Below are 18449 nucleotides of genomic sequence, written 5' to 3'. Positions count from 1 at the left end.
CTGTCATGTTTTTTATTTACTTAATATGTGCATTTAAAACGTTAAAGAATTGAAATGGTGTACGTACTAGACCAACTAGTTTGTCAGAAACTGCATAAGTAGTACATGTAAAATACATCGGTCCTATAACCATATCATCCATTAGAATTTTTTCTGCCTGTATCAGTATCTCTTGACGCTTTTTAGAATCACTCTCATGAGTTGAATCCTCAATCAACTTATCATACTTTGGATTGGAATACTTTCCATAATTGTTCATATTTTCTGTTGTATAGTTCTCCAAAAATGTAATTGCATCATTCTCAGAAGGACCCCAAGCATCCACTGCAAAACTATAATCACCATTTCTTTTTGCTTCAGACAAAGCTTTGACTGCTGTAGATTTCAGTTCTACATCCAGTCCAAGATTTTCTTTCCATTGTTGTTGCAAGTAGGCAGCCTGATTCTGATTATATGTTGTATCTGATGTCCAAAATACAAGTTTAATATCTTTCTTTTCTATCCCAAGTTCTTGAAGTGCCTTGTCAAGGAATTCCCTTGCCTTATCTTTGTCATACTTAAATAAGCTACCACGTTTTTCTGCATAACTTTTACCATCAACACCTTTTATAACACCTGGTACAAGACCATTGGCTGCTATAGAACCATCATTAATTACATTATTAAGTAGACTTTGTACATCAATAGAATAGGCAAGTGCTTTTCTTAGGTTTATGTTAGAAAGATACTCATTTTGTGTATTAAAGCTTAAATACCAAGAACCTCCATCTATATAGGATTGAATAGTATCTTTACTTTTGTCTCCCACGAGTTTAATTTGTTCGTTATATAGGTTACAAAGATCAATTTCTCCAGCAGTAAATGCATTCAAACTTGTATTTGCATCTCCTATCATAACCAACTTAACTTTAGGAATATTAATTTCTGATGCATTATAATATTCTTCAGCTTTCTCCATTGTAATATGGTCATCATGAACCCATTCTGTTATTTTATATGCACCATTTGTTACCATTTTATCGGCCTCTTTAGCGTACTGTTTATCACCAATTGCCTTATAAGCCTTTTTATTTATTGGCAAAAAATATGGCTGTGACAAATAAAACAAGCCATTAGTCATTGGATGAGACCATTGAATTTCTAATGTATAATCATCTAATACTTTTAACCCAAGTTGTGATTCGTCAATCTCACCCTTATAAAATGCTTCTCCATTTTTAATATTCTTGTATATATACGAAGCAAATATACTTCCAGTAGAAGGCGTCATCTGTGTCACCCAGGAATAGTAAAAATCATTCGCGGTTACTGGGTCTCCATTTGACCATTTTGCATCCTTTCTTAGATGCATTGTATAAATAGTGTTCGCATCATTTATATCCCAACGTTCTGCTAAATCAGCTACTGGCTCATCCTTCTCATTCAACTTTGTGAATCCAGCCATGCAATGATAGAGAATACTTTGTGCAATAGTATCACTCATTCTCATTGGATTCAATTCTGTTGGCTCAGATGTAACATTTAACGTTACCATTTCTTTTCCTTGAGTCCCCTGAAAAACTGAGCCTTTTGTTGCATCTCCTTGAGTAGGTGTGGAACATGCCACCAAATTTAGTGCAAGTATAGCTACTACTAATAATGTTATAATTTTTTTGTATCTCATATTTTTCTCCCTCTAAATAATTAATTCATATAATTCCTAACAATCATCCTGCACATCCAATATCATATTAAATGAATCAATTGACATAGGTTTATAATAATAATAACCTTGAACCATATCACATCTATACTCTTTTAAAGACTCTATATGTTCTTTAGATTCTACGCCTTCAGCAATTACTTTCATATTTAAAGAATGAATTAAATCTATAATAGTCTTTATTACTAAACTACTATTGCCATTTAAGTTATTTAAAAAAAACTGACGGTCCATCTTGATAATATCAAAATGAGCATTAAGTAATACATTAAAAGAAGAATAACCATCTCCAAAATCATCTAGTGAACATGTAAACCCATATTCTTTGAAATCAGATACTACTTTTTTTAAACGTTCAGTATCATTTAAAGAAATTGATTCCATAAATTCAATTTCAATATAGTGCTTCGGAATATCATATTTTTCAAACACATCAATGTAATTTTGAACAATCCCTGGGTCATAAAAATGTGACTTTGAAATATTAAAACTAATTGGCACAACTTTCTGATTGTTTTTTATTCTTGTATCCAAGTACTGACACATTTGTTCAAAAGTATCAATATCAATTAATTTAATGTAGCCATTTTGGTTTAAAATAGGCAGAAATTTATATAATGGCATGCTGTTTCCATCTTTATCAAACCAACGAAGTAATGCCTCTGCACCTATAACCTTTCCATTTATTAGACTGATTTTGGGCTGTAAGTACGTGACAAATTCATAACCTTTATATGCATCTGCTGTCTCTATTTCCAGTTTCATACGGTCCATATAACTATTATAAAAAGAATCACCATAAAGTTCTATACAAGAACTTCTATTAAGTAAAGCTTCACTTTCTTTCCTACACAAATTCGCATAATTTAGTGCATCATAAAATGAGACTTCTGGGTTAATAATCACATAAATACCCATAGACATAAAAAGATTTCTATAAATCCGCTCATCATCTATACGATATAATATGTCAATTAGTGGTATCAATCGTTCATATATAAGATAGTTAGAATCATCACACCTTACTAAAAAAGCAAAGTTATCCGCATATAAATATGCAGCGTACTCCCTTTCTTCTAAAAATGTGGTTATTTTTTGAAAAACCAATGTCAGGATTTCATCACCTGCTTTACTTCCATACTTTGTATTAAAATAGCGAAAATTTTTAATGTTCAAGTGTATTAAAGCATATCTTTCATCACTACCTTTTATCTTACAATATTTTTCCAAAATATATGAAGTATCATACATATCACGCTTTAAGGTGCTATTATTTTCCGTTTCCATTACGATTGGCTCCTTTGTTTATAAATTGTATATACATTTCTTCCCTTATTTTTGGATTGGTATAAGGCTAAATCAGCATTTTTAATAAGAGTTAATTCATCACAACCATGCATATGTATCTCATTATATATCCCAAAAGATAAAGTGAGCTGTTTGGAATTTTTACTTTTTAAATGTACAATATTTTTGTCTCTCAGCTCTTTTTGAACTGATTCAACAAATGTAATAATTTCATCATCACTTCTATCAACAAATATACAGGTGAATTCATCTCCTCCATATCGTGCAGCAAAAGCATTGTTTGGTAAGTTCTTCTTTAATAAAGTAGTAACTTCTTTTATTGCCTCATCACCTTTTAAATGACCATAGTAATCATTATATTCTTTGAAAAAATCGATATCAACCATAACATATCCAATGGATAAAACCTCATCATCTTGGATTAATTTACTTATAAGTTTACTACAGTATCTTCGATTATAAATTTTTGTAAGTTCATCTATATCTGCTACTGTTTGTAGACTAACTTGCTTTTCCAACATAAGATTCTGTTCTTTTTCTCTTTCATAGAGAGAAAGAAGACTTTTGAAGCTTTCGCCCATTGATATCTTACTGTCCATTTCTCCTTTTAATATGGTTTCATAAAAAGTTTCATAAAGTTCATCAGTTTCATGCCCAAATAGAATTGAATATTGAACATGTAATTTTTGAATTTGTATCATTATATTTTGATTCGTATTTTTATACAATGTGTCTAATTGGTTTAAGCACCATGCTGCGTCTTCTTCTCTTTTCAACAAAAGCAAAAATTCCATTAAATATAAATAAATGGATTTCAGTAAAAACGCTTCTTCCTTATTTTTAATCAACTTATTTATCAAACTATCTATTTTATGTAACGCTTCTGTTTCCTTATTTTCTAATAATAAAAGACGTATTTCTCCTTCCATAAATAATAAAGGTAAAATGCCAACTTCACATTTTACGCTTAAACATTTTTCATGATACTTCAGGGCTTTATCTAATTCTCCTTGAACACAAGAAAGGTGTAATAGATTCACAAGTATAGACTTGTAATAAAAAAGCACACTTTTTATAGGAATATCTTTTATAACATCTAATGCTTTTGTATAGAATTGCTCTGCAATTTTATATACACCACTTGTGTAAAATATATCAGCAATATTGTTATAGAAAATAGCACATGATTTTTTATCTTTAATTTTATAAGCAATTTGGATTCCTTCTAAATATATAGTAAGAGCTGCTATTTCGTCACAAATAGTAACATTTCGCAAGCCCTCTATTTTAAAATATTCAATTAAAACATCAAAATAATTTTTATTCTCAGCAATTTCTCTTGCCTTCTCTGAATGAAAATTATAAGCATCTACATCCCATTTCATTTGAAAATATTGTGCCAAATACACATGAGCCAATGCTTGTCCATAGAAGTAGTTTAACTGTTCTGATATCATTAGTAACCTATCACAATCGTGTTTATTAAACCTAGAATTATGCTCAAAACGACACTGAATTCGATCAATCAGCAATTGAATTTGTTCAAGTGCTACATTATAGTTATTCATTATGCACCTCTTCCATAGCAATTATTGATTTAGCATTATTTCTACCATTATTCTTTACATCATATAGTGCTTTATCTACTTCATCAAATAAATTAAGTACATCAACTTTAGTTGAAACTGTCTTATTACCATATCCAATTGACAATGTTATTATTTTTTCACATCGTGAATGTATATGTTCAAGACTTTTTTCTTTTATTGCTTCTTTTACTTGATTAACATATTCAGCCATTTGTTCAAAATTCAAATCCCAGCTAAGACAAACAAATTCATCACCACCATAGCGAAAGACTGCCATTTGTTCATTTGCCTTTTCTTTCAAGCTACTTGCTACTTGTTTTAATATTTCATCACCTTCCAAATGACCATAATAATCATTGTATTCTTTAAAGTAATCAATATCAAATATTGCAAGACCAATATTAGTATATCTATTACTATTGAGAATTTCATCTTGCTTAATATTAAAATAATAACGATTGTATACATTAGTCAATTCATCATAATTTACAAGGTCATATAATTCTTCTAATACTTTTTTTGATTGAGTATACTTAGTATAAGTGTCATTCAATTCAATTTTTGCACGTAAACCTTCTACTTTTAATAGATTTACTTGATTCTGTGCTTTTAAATATAAATCATAATACTCGTGGTAATGGTAATATAATTCTTTTTTTGTCTCAAATTTCTGTGAATACTTAATATTCAATTTACATAATTTCAATAAAGGCTCTGGTTCATCTTCTTTTATTAGCTCTTGTAAGGATTGTAATAATTCACTTGATTTTACTTTGTTTTTGATAGATATCATTGCTTCTAATGCATTCATCAAAAATTCTATGAGATAAACACGATTTGGAAAAGTCATAAGTCCATCATTCTGCATTTCCTGTAGATAATATAAACTTTTTTCTTGATTCTGTATCTCTGCATAATAAAGCAAATATGCATAATCAACATATATTTTTAAATCTTTCTCTTCGAAGGGAAGTAAACTCAATTCTTCAATAGTTGATTTCATCAATTCAAGCTTACCTAATTTTAAATATATATTAATGAAATTAATTAACAGCATTCGCAGAAAACGTGGCTTCGTATCTGGCAAAGAACGCAATACTTCCATTGATTTATCTAAATAGAACAGTGCTTCATCATATAATTCATAGTCCAAATAATAAGCACTAATATTCCCATAATTTATACCAATGCGATGTCTGATGTCTAATCTTTCAGAAACATCCAATGCTTTTAAAGTGTATCTAAATGCAGACTGTTTATCATATGAATTTAAAGAAAGTAAACTACACAGTGCATAAAATTTTTCTAATAATTCACTTGGATTCTTTTCATTAATATACTCTTGTGCATACTCCAACTCTTTTGATACGCATTTCATATTTGATTCCACATAGAAATAATAATCGGCACGCCATACATGTCCAAAAGCCACACTTTGCCAATCTTTACTTTCTTTTGAAATCGAAATCAGTTTATCACAAATCCCACAAATAACATCATCGTTCACATTAATGTTTTCATGTATTTTTCTCTTTAATTCCTCAATTTCACACAAAACGTAGTTTTCAATCATGGCATTACTCCAAATTTATTTTTTACAACATTATAACACACAAGTGAGGCTTTCCACAATGAGATCTACATTTGTGTATCATAAGTATTAAATAGACTATACTGCTGTCCATTGTTGGCAATAACATACCTATTTTCCTCTTATATCAATGGTTCACAGTTTTTTAAGATTTTAAATAAACTTTCATTTAAATTATTACATAGATTAGGAGTTCTTAGAAATTCCATTTTCTATTTTTCTACAAAAAAAGGAGATGATTCAAAGTTTTATTTTGAGGCATCTCCTTATAATAATTATATATTATTGGGTTTTATGTTATAGGCTTTATAGGTTGTGAGCTATATAAATCAATATACTTAATCTTCAAAATATCCTTCTGGATATAATGGGAATTTAGCTATAAGTTCCTGAGCTTCTACCCTACATTCATCTAATACTTCTTTATTATCAATATTTTCTGCTACCTTATTCATTATTCCTGCTATTTGCACAACTTCTTTTTCTTTAAGACCTCTTTGAGATATTGATGTAAGACCGATACGAACGCCACTAGTTACAAATGGTGATTGTGGGTCATCAGGTATAACATTTTTATTAACCGTTATTCCTACATATTCAAGAGCCTTTTCAAACTGCTTTCCTGTCAAATTTTTACTTCTTAAATCAACCATTACTATATGATTATCAGTTCCACCACTTACTATACTAAATCCGTGAGAAATAAGTTCAGCTGCCAAAGTTTTAGCATTTACTACTACTTGCTCCATTATTTTACGAAACTCATCTGTCCCTAAATACAATAGCGAAAACGTTTTCGCTGCAACTGTGTTAAGATGTATAGAACCTAATGTTCCTGGGAAAACACCTTTATCAAGTTTCTTTGCATGTTCAGCTTTACAAAGCACAATACCACTTCTTGGTCCACAGAAAGTTTTTGTTGTAGATGAAGAAACAAAATCTGCATAAGGTACAGGACTAGGTATTACTTTTGCTGCCACCAAACCTGCAACATGAGCCATATCTACCATAAAATAAGCTCCTACTTCTTTTGCAACATTTGATATTCTTTCATAATCTATCAATCTTGGATATGAACTTGCCCCTGCAATTATAAGTTTTGGTTTACACTCTTTTGCCTTCGCTTCAAGAGCATCATAATCTATACGACCAGTATTTGAATCTACACCATAAAATTCATATTTATAAATATCATGTAAGAAGTTTACTGTACTACCATGTGTTAAGTGTCCCCCTTGGTCAAGACGCATACTTAAAACAGTATCATTTGGCTTTAATATTGCTGAATATACACAATAGTTAGCTGTAGAACCTGAGTAAGGCTGTACATTTACATGTTCTGCTCCAAATATTTCTTTTGCACGTTTTATTGCTAGATTTTCAAGTTTATCTGCTTCTTCAGAACCTGCTTGGAAACGTGCTCCTGGATAACCCTCTTCTGTTTTATTTGTAAATACACATCCACTTAATTCAAGTACTTCTGTTGGTGCTGTACTTTCAGAAGCTATCATCTCGATATTATGCTCTTGTCTAACCAATTCACCAGCTACAATTTCGTATAACTCTGGGTCTGAAATTCTTGTTGTTTTTAACATAATAACACCTCTTCTTAATTTAATTATTTTTATAAATTTAATTAATTTTTATTTATATTCTACTATAATATTTTAATTAATTATATTATCAAAATTTGCAATTTATTTAACTATTTTGACTTTTTTATAATTTGTATTACAATAAGAAATTTTCTCAACTATCAATTACCCTAACTATATTTATTCCTGACTTTGAGTTGATTTTTCTCTACATGTAATTGCCCTATATACCATGCAAACTAAAATTAAAAGTCCCATATAACCTGTGTATGGATATAAAATATTTACTAGCTTACCAAATGGTAAAAAGCCACCAATACAAGCCAAAATAGCTACTACTGTTGTAACTAATTTAAATTTAGGGTGTTTGTCTTCAACAATTCTATTAGTCACAGACCATAAAAGTGGAACAGCAGTTGTATAGATACCTAATATAAGTGCAACTGAGAAACATACACCTACAATAGGAGATATATTATCTGCTAGATAAAGGGATGGTATCTCTTTCATATACAGGTTACCTATATCTGAAATCATAGCTAGATACATAACTATACCAGCAGTCATAAAAACTACACCACCTAATAATCCTCCCCAGAAAGCATCTTTTTTATTTTCAACAGAAGCTCCCATACCTGTTAAAAATACAATCATTACAATTATATTTAATGTATTGTAAATTACACCTGAAACTATTGGGCTTCCTGATGCTTTTGTAACTTCAATATTTTTCATTGCCTCTCCAACAACAGGTAATCCATCTAAGTGCTTAAATAAACTTATTAATCCAACTGCAATAGTAAATACTGCTATTACTGGTCCAATGCGCCCAAGTATATTTACTAATTTTTCAAGCCCCATGGATACTGTGATTAGTGTAGCAATAGACATTAATACCCTTCCTAAATAAGGATTTATTCCATAATATTCAGTTAAAGTTGAACCAGCACCTGAAATCATTACTATCAGAATTCCAAATAAAAATATTGGACTAAACCATTCATAAAATTTTCCTAGAATCTTTCCACAATAAAAAGTGTAAATTCTTGTTGGCTCTTTAAGTTTTAACTCTCTCCCCCTTGTTATGACTTCAACACCAAGAAATGAGAATAGTACCATCGATATTAATGCTCCAATCAATCCCATATATCCTTGGGATGCAAAAAATTGGAGTATTTCTTGACCAGTCGCAAATCCTGAACCTATTGCTGTTGCTAAATAAGCACCTGCAATACAGATAACATTTTTAATATTTACTTTGTCTGACATATCAACTTACCTCCATTATAAAGTTACCTTCTTTAACAAATATAAATTTACAGCGAATTTAAATGAATATTCTGTCTTTTTGGAATAATATTTAATTCACTTTTTTTATTTTGTATATTTTTTAATTTTTATTTATATATATTTTTTTATATATATAGGTACATCTTTTATAAGGTTCAATGTTATTAAATATGTTTAAAGCGCTTTAATTTTTGTTATTAATTAAAGTATACTTATCCAGACATTTTCAAACAATTATCTATATTGACTTTTTATTTATCAATTTCAATTTTTAATATTCAATTTATAAACTTTGGGTGTCATCCCTTTTTCTATCTTAAAATTCTTATAAAAGTTATTTAGACTGTTGTATCCAACTATTTCCGCAATCTCATTTATACTTTTTTTTGTATTTTCAAGCAATTCTATAGATTTTTCTATTCGTATATGATTTAAATATGATATAAAGGTAGTATTCAAATTACTTTTAAAAATCCTAGATATATTGGATGGATTAGTTAAAAATAATTTAGCACAATCATTTAATTTTAAATCCTCACTATAATTTAAATTTATATACTCTAGTATTTCATTTAACAAATCATTGCTAGTATACTGATAACCAATAATCTTTTCTACAGACCTAGTAAACTCCTTCAAGTCTAGTGGTTTAAGAAGTATATCTTTTACATTTAATCTTAAAGCTTTTTGGGCATATTCAAAATAATCAAAGGCAGTTATTACCACAAATTTTATTTTTTTAGATATGTGAGATGTTCTTTCTATTACTTCCAACCCATTATATATCGGCATCTGAATGTCTATAAATACTATATCTGGCTCTAAACTAATTATCTTTTCTACTGCTTCGTCACCAGAAGTTGCTCTCCCAACAATTTCTATTGGCATATCTTTCATCTCTATAAAATGTGTTATTATTTTTAAAACAGCTTCTTCATCATCTATTATTAGTGCTCTTCTCATGAGAATTCCTCCCTTTTAGCTTAATGATGTACAAAAAAGTAAGATGTAAAAAATAATATAGAAACATCTAATATATTTCTTTATACTGATAAAACTTATTAATTTTATCTAAGTTTTATACATATTCTTTATTCATTTTCAAGAGGGATTTTAATAATTATATAAGTACCTTCTTTACTATTGGATTTAATATTCATCTCAAAATCACTTCCATAAGCAGATGTGAACTTTGTATATATTAAAGATAGACCATGACCATTATTACTATGAATACCTGTTTTCACTTTTTCAATAGTACCTTCATCCAAAATAGTTCCATTATTACAGATTTTTATAACAGCATACTGACAATCTACACTTGCAACTATTTTAATTTGCTTTTCTTTATCAATATCTCTAAAACCATGTGTAAAAGCATTCTCTACAATAGGTTGAATAAAATTGAAAGGTACAGAAATCTTATATAACTCTTTGGGAATAACATATTCAACTTTTAATGCATTACCATAACGTAACTTTTGCAAATTTAAATAATTTTTAATATATAATATTTCAGCTTCTAATTCTACAAACCTTAAATCCGACCTCATTGTATATCTAAACATTTTAGACAAATCTATTATTGCACTATATAAATCATAGCAACCATCATCAAGTGCTATACTTGCCATTGAATTTAAAGTATTAAATAAAAAATGATGATTTATTCTCAAATTAGTAACTGTATCCTGTGCTACCTTTAGATTCATTTCAAGTTGTTCTCCATAGTGATATGTTCTTGCAATAGTTTGTTCTTTCTCTTGTAAATCTTTTCTTATATCATTAAATGAACAAAAATTTATTATGTTTTTAGATATTTGCTTTAATAATCTTTTTATGCTCCTAGCAGCACCTTCTGGAATATCATATAAATTACTATGAGTAGTATCTAGATTTAAATCAGATAACAATACATATCCTCCTCGAATAACTCCAATACTATTGTTCTTGTATAATATTGGAATATTATATATAGTTATCCCATACTTACATATGAATTGATTGCTACTTTTTTGATTCATACAATCGCAATTTTTAGGAAACTTCATAGGGTTACACTTTTCAAAACAAAATAATGGAAAATATGGATTTTTTAAAACTATGTTCCAAGAATCATCATATATAATCAGTGGAATTTTAAATGGATCAATAAACTGACCACGAATTGATTCTACTGCTGCATATAAATTTAAAGTACTTTCACTATAATTTATTAAGGTCTTTTTTAAATCGCTATTAGGATTGATTTCTATAACTTCACTTTCTCCTATATTTCCTACATTATTTGAAACAATAAGTTCTTTTATTGGTCCATCTCCTGTATTTATAGACTCATGTGTGCTACCAGATTCTATGTAAAAAATCATACCTTGCGAAAATGGCTTCCAAACTCCATTTATAATATATAACCCTTCTCCTTCTAAAATATATATCATCTGTTCTTGACCATAATGAACATGATTAAAATGTTTTTTACCTGGCATAGTAACTGCGATATATATATTCATAGCTTGTTTTGGGTTATTCTCATCATAAGTATGTTTCCATTCAATATATCCCCACTCAGTATTTTGAATTTTCATAAAAAAACCCTTTCTGTTTATAGATTATTTATATTCATTTACCCTTAAATAAATTATCAAATAAAAATGTGCACATACTCTTTCATATGATAGCTATACTATATCAATATTCATTAGTTTGTACACATTATTATATTAATTATTATTTTTTAATTATTTATAGCTTACTTTATTATTTAAAAATATATATCTTAATTGTTATTTAATAACAGAAACACCCATATATGGTCTTAAAACTTCTGGAACTATTACAGAGCCATCTGCTTGTTGGTAATTTTCCAATATAGCTGCTACACTTCTTCCAATAGCCAGTCCAGAACCATTTAATGTATGTGCATATTCAGCTTTAGAATTTTTGTCTCTTTTAAATCTTATTCCAGCTCTTCTGGCTTGAAAATCTTCACAGTTTGAACAAGATGAAATTTCAACATATCTGTTATAACTTGGCATCCAAACTTCTACATCATATTTAAAAGAAGCCGTAAATCCTAAGTCACCTGTACATATTTTTACTACTCTATATGGTAAATTTAATAATTGTAGCATATTCTCAGCATTATTAGTTAATTTTTCTAATTCATTGTAAGATTCTTCTGGAGCTACTATTTTTACCATTTCTACTTTATTAAATTGATGTTGTCTTACCAAACCTCTTGTATCCCTTCCAGCAGAACCAGCTTCTGACCTAAAACAAGGAGTATATGCTGTATAATTTATTGGTAGTTGCTCAAATTTAAGTATTTCATTAGCATGTATATTAGTTAAAGGAACTTCTGATGTTGGAATTAAAAAGTAATCTAATCCTTCTATTTTGAACATATCCTCTTCAAACTTAGGTAGTTGTCCTGTACCCAAAAAACTATTTCTATTTGCCATAAATGGTGGAATAATTTCTGTGTATCCATTTACTGTTGTATTTGTATCTAGATAAAAATTTAATAATGCCCTTTCTAATCTAGCTCCTAATCCCTTATAAAGAGTGAATCTTGAACCAGTTATTTTACCAGCTGTTTCAAAATCAAGTATACCTAACTCAGTCCCTATTTCCCAATGAGCTTTAGATTCAAAATCAAAATTAGACGTCTTACCCCAAGTTCTCACCTCAACATTATCTTCATCGGTTTCCCCTTGTGGTACTTCTGAATGTGGTACATTTGGAATTCTCATTAACAAGTATTCCATTTTTTCCTCTACATCTTTAAGGTTTTGGTCTATAACTTTAATCTTGTCAGATAACTCTTTTAGCTTAATTTTTTCATTTTCTACATCTTTACCTTCTTTTATAAGATTTGGTATATTTTTAGATGCAGTATTTAATTCGTTTTTCATAACCTCAACTTCTTGAAGAATTTTTCTTCTTTCATCATCTAACTTAACTACTTCATCAAGATTAAAGGCTTTTTCACCTCTTCTTTCCATTGCTTTTTTTATACAATCTAAGTTTTCTCTTATTCTTTTTATATCAAGCATTTTTTCCTCCTCAATACTTTAAGATTGGATGTTATCTCTTAATCTCAGTTAACTTTGATAATAGTATATTTGCTTAAGGTTAAGAAATCTTTTTCTGTCTTATCCGAACCTATTATTTTTATTTAGTTATATTTTACTCACTTTTTTACATATTGTCAAATTATATTTAATTAAATTAATATAATTTAATTTTTCATCATTAATCTTACTTTTACTTTCATTATAATTATGCTAATTTTAGCAATCAATTATCTATTTTGACTTTTTTTTTATCAATCTTATATAATTATCAATTTTCATATAAATTTTTTTACCTTCTGATATAATTCTTTATATATTCTTTGTCAGATGTTAGAATGGGAGGATTTTAATGAGTAATTCAAGTATAGGTAAAAAATTGACTTTATGTAGAAAAAAACAGAACATTAGTATAAAAGATTTATCTAAATTAATTAAAGTTACACCTTCTTTAATTAGTCAAATAGAAAAAGGAAGCGTAAATCCATCCATAAATTTTTTAAAATCAATTTCAAATGCTTTAAATGTACCATTAATTACTTTTTTCGTTCCTTCTATTGATGATTCAGAATTAATTGTAAGAAACAATCTTAGAAAAATAGTAATTTTTCCAGAATCAGAAAATATTTTATATGAAATGTTATCCAATAATCCATTTAATAAATTCGAATTTGCCATTATGAATTTGTCCCCTAAGTCTTACTGTAAAGAAAAAAATGGGCATGCTGGAGACGAAGTTGCTTATATACTTAAAGGAAGTGTTGAACTTAGTTTGGAAGATGATATATTTGAATTAAATGAAGGTGATAGTGTAAAAATACCTTTTGGTATGAGACATAAATGGGGAAATCCAAGTGAAGTTGAAAGTAAGGTAATCTACATAGTTGTGTCCTAAAAACACAAATTTTCAAGGCAGAATTAATAAAATTATGGCAATGAACCTTTAGACCTAATAAGCTAGCCCTTCAGTCACATATAATATTATTTAACTCTACCTATTTTATTAGATTTTATTTTTACATAATATTTTTTATACAATACTTTTACATAATATTTAAAAGAATATAATTCATATCTATTTTAATGAATATAATACTTCCCCTTCTACTATTGTTTGTAAAACTTTAATATCTTTTATTTTAAGAGAGTCAACAGTAAGTGGATTTTCATCTAGTATTATTAAATTAGCTAGTTTACCTTCTTTGATTGAACCCTTTTTATCTTCTTCAAAATATTGATATGCTGCATTTATAGTAACACCTTTTAAAGCTTCTAATGGGCTTATTTTTTCATTTTCACCTATCAATACTCCTTTTTTTGTAATTCTATTAACCGCACACCATATTGTTTCAAGCATATTAGGTGCTATTACAGGTGTATCTTGATGTAAAGTATAAATTAAACCTTTTTCTATAGTTGTTTTAATTGGACTAATCTTAAATGCTCTATCTTCCCCAAGGTTTTTAATATGAATATCTCCCCAATAGTATGTGTGAGCTACAAAGTATGAGGGTATCATGTTTATTTTTTCCATTTCATCAATTTGGTCTTCTCTTACAGTTTGAGCATGTATCATCACAGGTCTCATATTATCTTTAATATTTTTTCCTGTTATAACTTTTTCAAATAAGTTTATCAACTGGTCTGCCGCTGCATCCCCATTACAATGAGTTAAAAGTTGCATTTTTTCTTCTACTGAAATGTTTATAAATTTCTCTACTTCCTCATCTTTATATATAGAATACCCACGATAACCATCTTCTGAATTTTCATATGGTTTCGTTAACCATGCTGTCTTTCCTTGAGGAGAACCATCTAAAAATATCTTATATCCTCCTATTTTAAATCTATTTACATATTTCTTTACAAAATTTTTATTATCATCTTTTACAGATTTACTATTTTTTAAATCTACATATCCTACAATATCTATTTTTAGTCTATTTTGATTTGACATTAGTTTTAAGAGATTAAATTGATTATCTGCCATTAATCCCTCTTGTGCTGTTGTAATACCATAACTTAAATAAATATCTTGTACTTTTTCAATTAGATTACAAACTTCATCTAATGATGGTTGTTTTATTTTAGATGATACTTTAAAAAAGGCATTTTCCTCCAAGTATCCATTTGGCTCTTTACTCCCTTTGACTCTGCCTATATGCCCTCCTTCTGGGTCTTGTGTTTCATGAGTAACACCTAATTTTTTTAATCCTAAAGTATTTGCAACTCCCATGTGACCAGAAGCATGTGAAATTAGTATTGGATTTTCTAAAGATGCACTATCTAATAAATCTTTATCTGGATGAATATTTTCTTCTAAAAAATTGTTATCATACGAAAAACCAATTATCCATTCACCCTTTTTTATATCATTTGAATCTTTAAAATCTTGTATTTTCTTTACTATATCTTTAAAGCTAGTTGCATCTTCTAAAGGAACTAATCTTAGAGTAGTAGCAAAAGCTGTCAAATGACTGTGTGAATCTATAAAGGAAGGCATCAATGTTTTACCCTGCAAATCTATGACTTCTGTTTCATTATTTTTTAAAGCTAGAATTTCTTCTTTTGTTCCTATTTTTTTTATTATTTTATCTTTTATAAGAATAGCATCTCCACATATTGAATCTTCCATTGTAAGGATATTTCCATTATAATAAATTTTTTCTTTCATAAAGTTCTCCTTAAATTGTCTATTTTGATAAATTTATTTTAGTATTTTATAATTAATTATTCGTATTTCATTAAGCTTATTTTTTTTAATATTAACTAATATTAATATATAAAAATCTCATTTTTAATTATTGTTCGCCAAGAAATAAATACTATTCATTATAAATATTATAATTTAATAGTCATAATATTGATGTGAAAAATTAATATTATATGTTAATAAAAAAAGTACTTAATATGAATTATTTTTTTGTATAATTGTAATTTGCTAAATCATGATGTATCATTTTAAATATACAGTTACATCATTATTTACAAGATAAGATACTTTTTTCTCAAATAAAACCTGATGTAATCTGTTCAAATCAACAAATTCAAATATTTTTTAGGAGGTTTTTATGAACAAAGAAAATAAAAATGTAAGAATTGCTGTTGTTCAGGCATCACCAATTATAATGGACTTAGATAAAACTGTTGAAAAAGCATTAGAATTAATTAAAGAAGCTGGTAGAAAAGGGGCAAATATAGTAGTTTTCCCAGAAGCATTTATACCTGCATATCCAAGAGGACTTTCATTTGGATTTGTTGTTGGAAGTAGAACAATGAAAGGTAGAGAAGATTGGAAAAGATACTATGATAATTCTGTACCAGTACCTAGTGCTACAACAGATTTATTAGGAAAAGCAGCCCAAGAAGCAGGAGTATATCTATCAATGGGAATAACAGAAAGAGATGGAAACGATATAAATTGCACTCTTTATTGTACAAACTTATTTTTCTCACCAGAAGGTAAACTTATTGGTAAACATAGAAAACTTAAACCTACAGGAACAGAAAGATGCATTTGGGGTGAAGGTGATGGAAGCACTCTTACAGTTGTTGATACTCCATATGGGAAAATGGGTTCATTAATTTGTTGGGAAAACTACATGCCACTAGCTAGAACAGCTCTTTATGCTAAAGGTGTAAAACTTTATATAGCCCCTACTGCTGATTCAAGAGAAGAGTGGCAATCAACTATGAAGCATATCGCTTTAGAAGGAAGATGCTTTGTTATTGGATGCAATCAATATGTTGAAAAAAATATGTACCCAACTGACCTTAACTATTATAAAGAACTTGATGCAGAACCAGAGATTATGTGTCCAGGTGGAAGTTGCATAGTTGACCCTTTTGGAAAATATGTAGCAGGCCCTATTTTCAATAAAGAAGAAATATTAATAGCTGATTTAGATTTAGAACAAATAGTTCTTAGTAGACTAGATTTTGATTCAGAGGGTCACTATTCAAGACCTGATGTATTTGAATTAATTGTTCACGAATAGTCTTTTTATCCAAAATCTTTACATAAACTTTTTACATAAAAATCAAAATGAGATACTCTTAAATAAAATAATTTTAAGGTATCTCATTTTTTATTTTATGATTTGATGTTATAGTTTTACATTAAAACTTACTTAACTATATATTAAGAACCAATTATATATTCAGAATCAGTTAACTTAACTATAAACCTAACCTTCACTACAATCCTAAATCAACTACTGTTCTTCCTACATGCTTTCCTTCTATTATTGAATCTATGCTTTTACTCAATTCATTTAATGATACTACAGTTACCATGTCATCTAAATCTTCTAGCTTCCATTCATTTGACAATAAGTCCCATATTTTTAATCTCAAATTCATTGGGCAATCTACAGAATCTATACCATATAAAGTAACACCTTTTAATATAAATGGATATACTGAACTTGTAAAATCAATTCCACCTGCATTACCACATGTTGTAACTGCTCCACAATAATTAGTTGTCTTTATTGCTGTTGATAAAGTATTTCCTCCTACTGTATCTATTACTCCAGCCCATCTTGGTCTAAGTAGAGGTCTCCCTGAATTATCATCTACTTCTGATCTATGTATAACATCTTTAACACCTAGTTTTAATAATGTGTCTTTTTGTTCTTCCAATTTTCCTGTTGAAACTGCAACTGAATATCCCAATTTAACTAATATTTTAGTTGCAATCACAGCAACTCCTCCAGTACCACCAGTAACTAGTACATCTCCCATATCTTTGTCTACAGTATTTACAAATTTATATACAGATAAAGCTGCTGTAAATCCTGCTGTACCATAATCCATTGCTTCTTTTAGAGAAAGATTAGTTGGAAGTTTGACAACCCAATTAGAAGGAACTCTTATATATTCTGAAAATCCTCCAGAGGTGTTCATTCCTAAATCATAACCTGTTACCAAAACTTCATCTCCAACTTTAAAATCATCACAACTACTAAATTCTACTACACCAGATGCATCTATTCCTGGAGTATGAGGATATTTTCTAGTTACACCCTTATTTCCATTTGCTGAAAGTGCATCCTTATAATTTAGTGAAGAATATTTTACTTTTATCAGAACATCTCCTTCTGGTAGTTCATCTATATCTCTTTCGATTATATTTCTCTTAAAACGTCCCTCTTCTTCTGTAATATATAGTGATTTAAAATTTTTACTCATAAATTTCCTCCCAATACATTTAGTTTTATGTTAAACTAATTATAGTTGAAAAATAGTTTTATGTCAAACTACTTTTTATTTCAAAGTACCTCAAATAATTTAAAGATT

The 18449-nt window shown here is 28.5% G+C and carries 13 protein-coding genes; 2 read left to right on the top strand and 11 right to left on the bottom strand.

Annotated features, from left to right (window positions below; translation table 11 throughout):
* Positions 1-16: 16 nt before the first annotated feature.
* The 9 genes from IC174_RS02485 to serS form a co-directional block, all read right to left on the bottom strand.
* Complete coding sequence (locus tag IC174_RS02485; protein ID WP_227482075.1) at positions 17-1663, bottom strand: peptide ABC transporter substrate-binding protein; 1647 nt, start codon at positions 1661-1663, stop codon at positions 17-19.
* Between the two features lie 36 nt (positions 1664-1699).
* Positions 1700-2989, bottom strand: a complete 1290-nt coding sequence (locus IC174_RS02480) for a GGDEF domain-containing phosphodiesterase (protein ID WP_227482074.1) — start codon at positions 2987-2989, stop codon at positions 1700-1702.
* A complete protein-coding gene (locus tag IC174_RS02475) occupies positions 2989-4467 on the bottom strand; it encodes a GGDEF domain-containing protein (RefSeq protein ID WP_227482073.1) in 1479 nt (492 codons plus the stop codon). The genes IC174_RS02480 and IC174_RS02475 overlap by 1 nt, the downstream gene beginning before the upstream one ends.
* Before the next feature lie 103 nt (positions 4468-4570).
* Positions 4571-6172: a GGDEF domain-containing protein gene (locus IC174_RS02470; protein ID WP_227434386.1), complete on the bottom strand. Its 1602-nt coding sequence runs from the start codon at positions 6170-6172 to the stop codon at positions 4571-4573.
* A 356-nt stretch (positions 6173-6528) separates the two neighbouring features.
* The gene (gene glyA, locus IC174_RS02465; RefSeq protein WP_227434385.1) at positions 6529-7785 is read right to left on the bottom strand and encodes a serine hydroxymethyltransferase; all 1257 of its coding nucleotides are present in this window, start codon (positions 7783-7785) and stop codon (positions 6529-6531) included.
* Positions 7786-7965: 180 nt separating this feature from the next.
* On the bottom strand, positions 7966-9054 hold the full coding sequence (locus IC174_RS02460; protein WP_227434384.1) for a hypothetical protein: 1089 nt from the start codon (positions 9052-9054) through the stop codon (positions 7966-7968).
* Positions 9055-9339: 285 nt separating this feature from the next.
* Positions 9340-10038 carry a response regulator transcription factor gene (locus IC174_RS02455; RefSeq protein ID WP_227434383.1) on the bottom strand — a complete coding sequence of 233 codons (699 nt, stop codon included), beginning with the start codon at positions 10036-10038 and terminating at the stop codon, positions 9340-9342.
* Positions 10039-10166: 128 nt separating this feature from the next.
* The gene (locus IC174_RS02450; RefSeq protein ID WP_227434382.1) at positions 10167-11660 is read right to left on the bottom strand and encodes a histidine kinase; all 1494 of its coding nucleotides are present in this window, start codon (positions 11658-11660) and stop codon (positions 10167-10169) included.
* A gap of 198 nt (positions 11661-11858) precedes the next feature.
* Positions 11859-13130: a serine--tRNA ligase gene (serS, locus tag IC174_RS02445; protein ID WP_227482072.1), complete on the bottom strand. Its 1272-nt coding sequence runs from the start codon at positions 13128-13130 to the stop codon at positions 11859-11861.
* Between the two features lie 370 nt (positions 13131-13500).
* Here serS and IC174_RS02440 point away from each other — a divergent pair, with 370 nt between their 5' ends.
* Complete coding sequence (locus IC174_RS02440; protein WP_227434380.1) at positions 13501-14043, top strand: helix-turn-helix domain-containing protein; 543 nt, start codon at positions 13501-13503, stop codon at positions 14041-14043.
* Between the two features lie 180 nt (positions 14044-14223).
* On the opposite strand, the gene IC174_RS02435 is transcribed toward IC174_RS02440, so the two are convergent.
* A complete protein-coding gene (locus tag IC174_RS02435; RefSeq protein ID WP_227434379.1) occupies positions 14224-15822 on the bottom strand; it encodes an amidohydrolase in 1599 nt (532 codons plus the stop codon).
* Positions 15823-16219: 397 nt separating this feature from the next.
* On the opposite strand from IC174_RS02435, the gene IC174_RS02430 reads away from it, so the two are divergent.
* Positions 16220-17146, top strand: a complete 927-nt coding sequence (locus tag IC174_RS02430; RefSeq protein WP_227482071.1) for a carbon-nitrogen hydrolase family protein — start codon at positions 16220-16222, stop codon at positions 17144-17146.
* A 199-nt stretch (positions 17147-17345) separates the two neighbouring features.
* Here IC174_RS02430 and IC174_RS02425 read toward each other — a convergent pair whose 3' ends face one another.
* On the bottom strand, positions 17346-18341 hold the full coding sequence (locus tag IC174_RS02425) for a YhdH/YhfP family quinone oxidoreductase (protein WP_227482070.1): 996 nt from the start codon (positions 18339-18341) through the stop codon (positions 17346-17348).
* Between the last annotated feature and the right edge of the window lie 108 nt (positions 18342-18449).

This window comes from Clostridioides sp. ES-S-0001-03, from assembly GCF_020676075.1.
GTDB lineage: Bacteria > Bacillota > Clostridia > Peptostreptococcales > Peptostreptococcaceae > Clostridioides.
The sequence above is the reverse complement of the archived record's forward strand: the minus strand, read 5'-3'. Positions and strand labels throughout refer to the sequence as shown.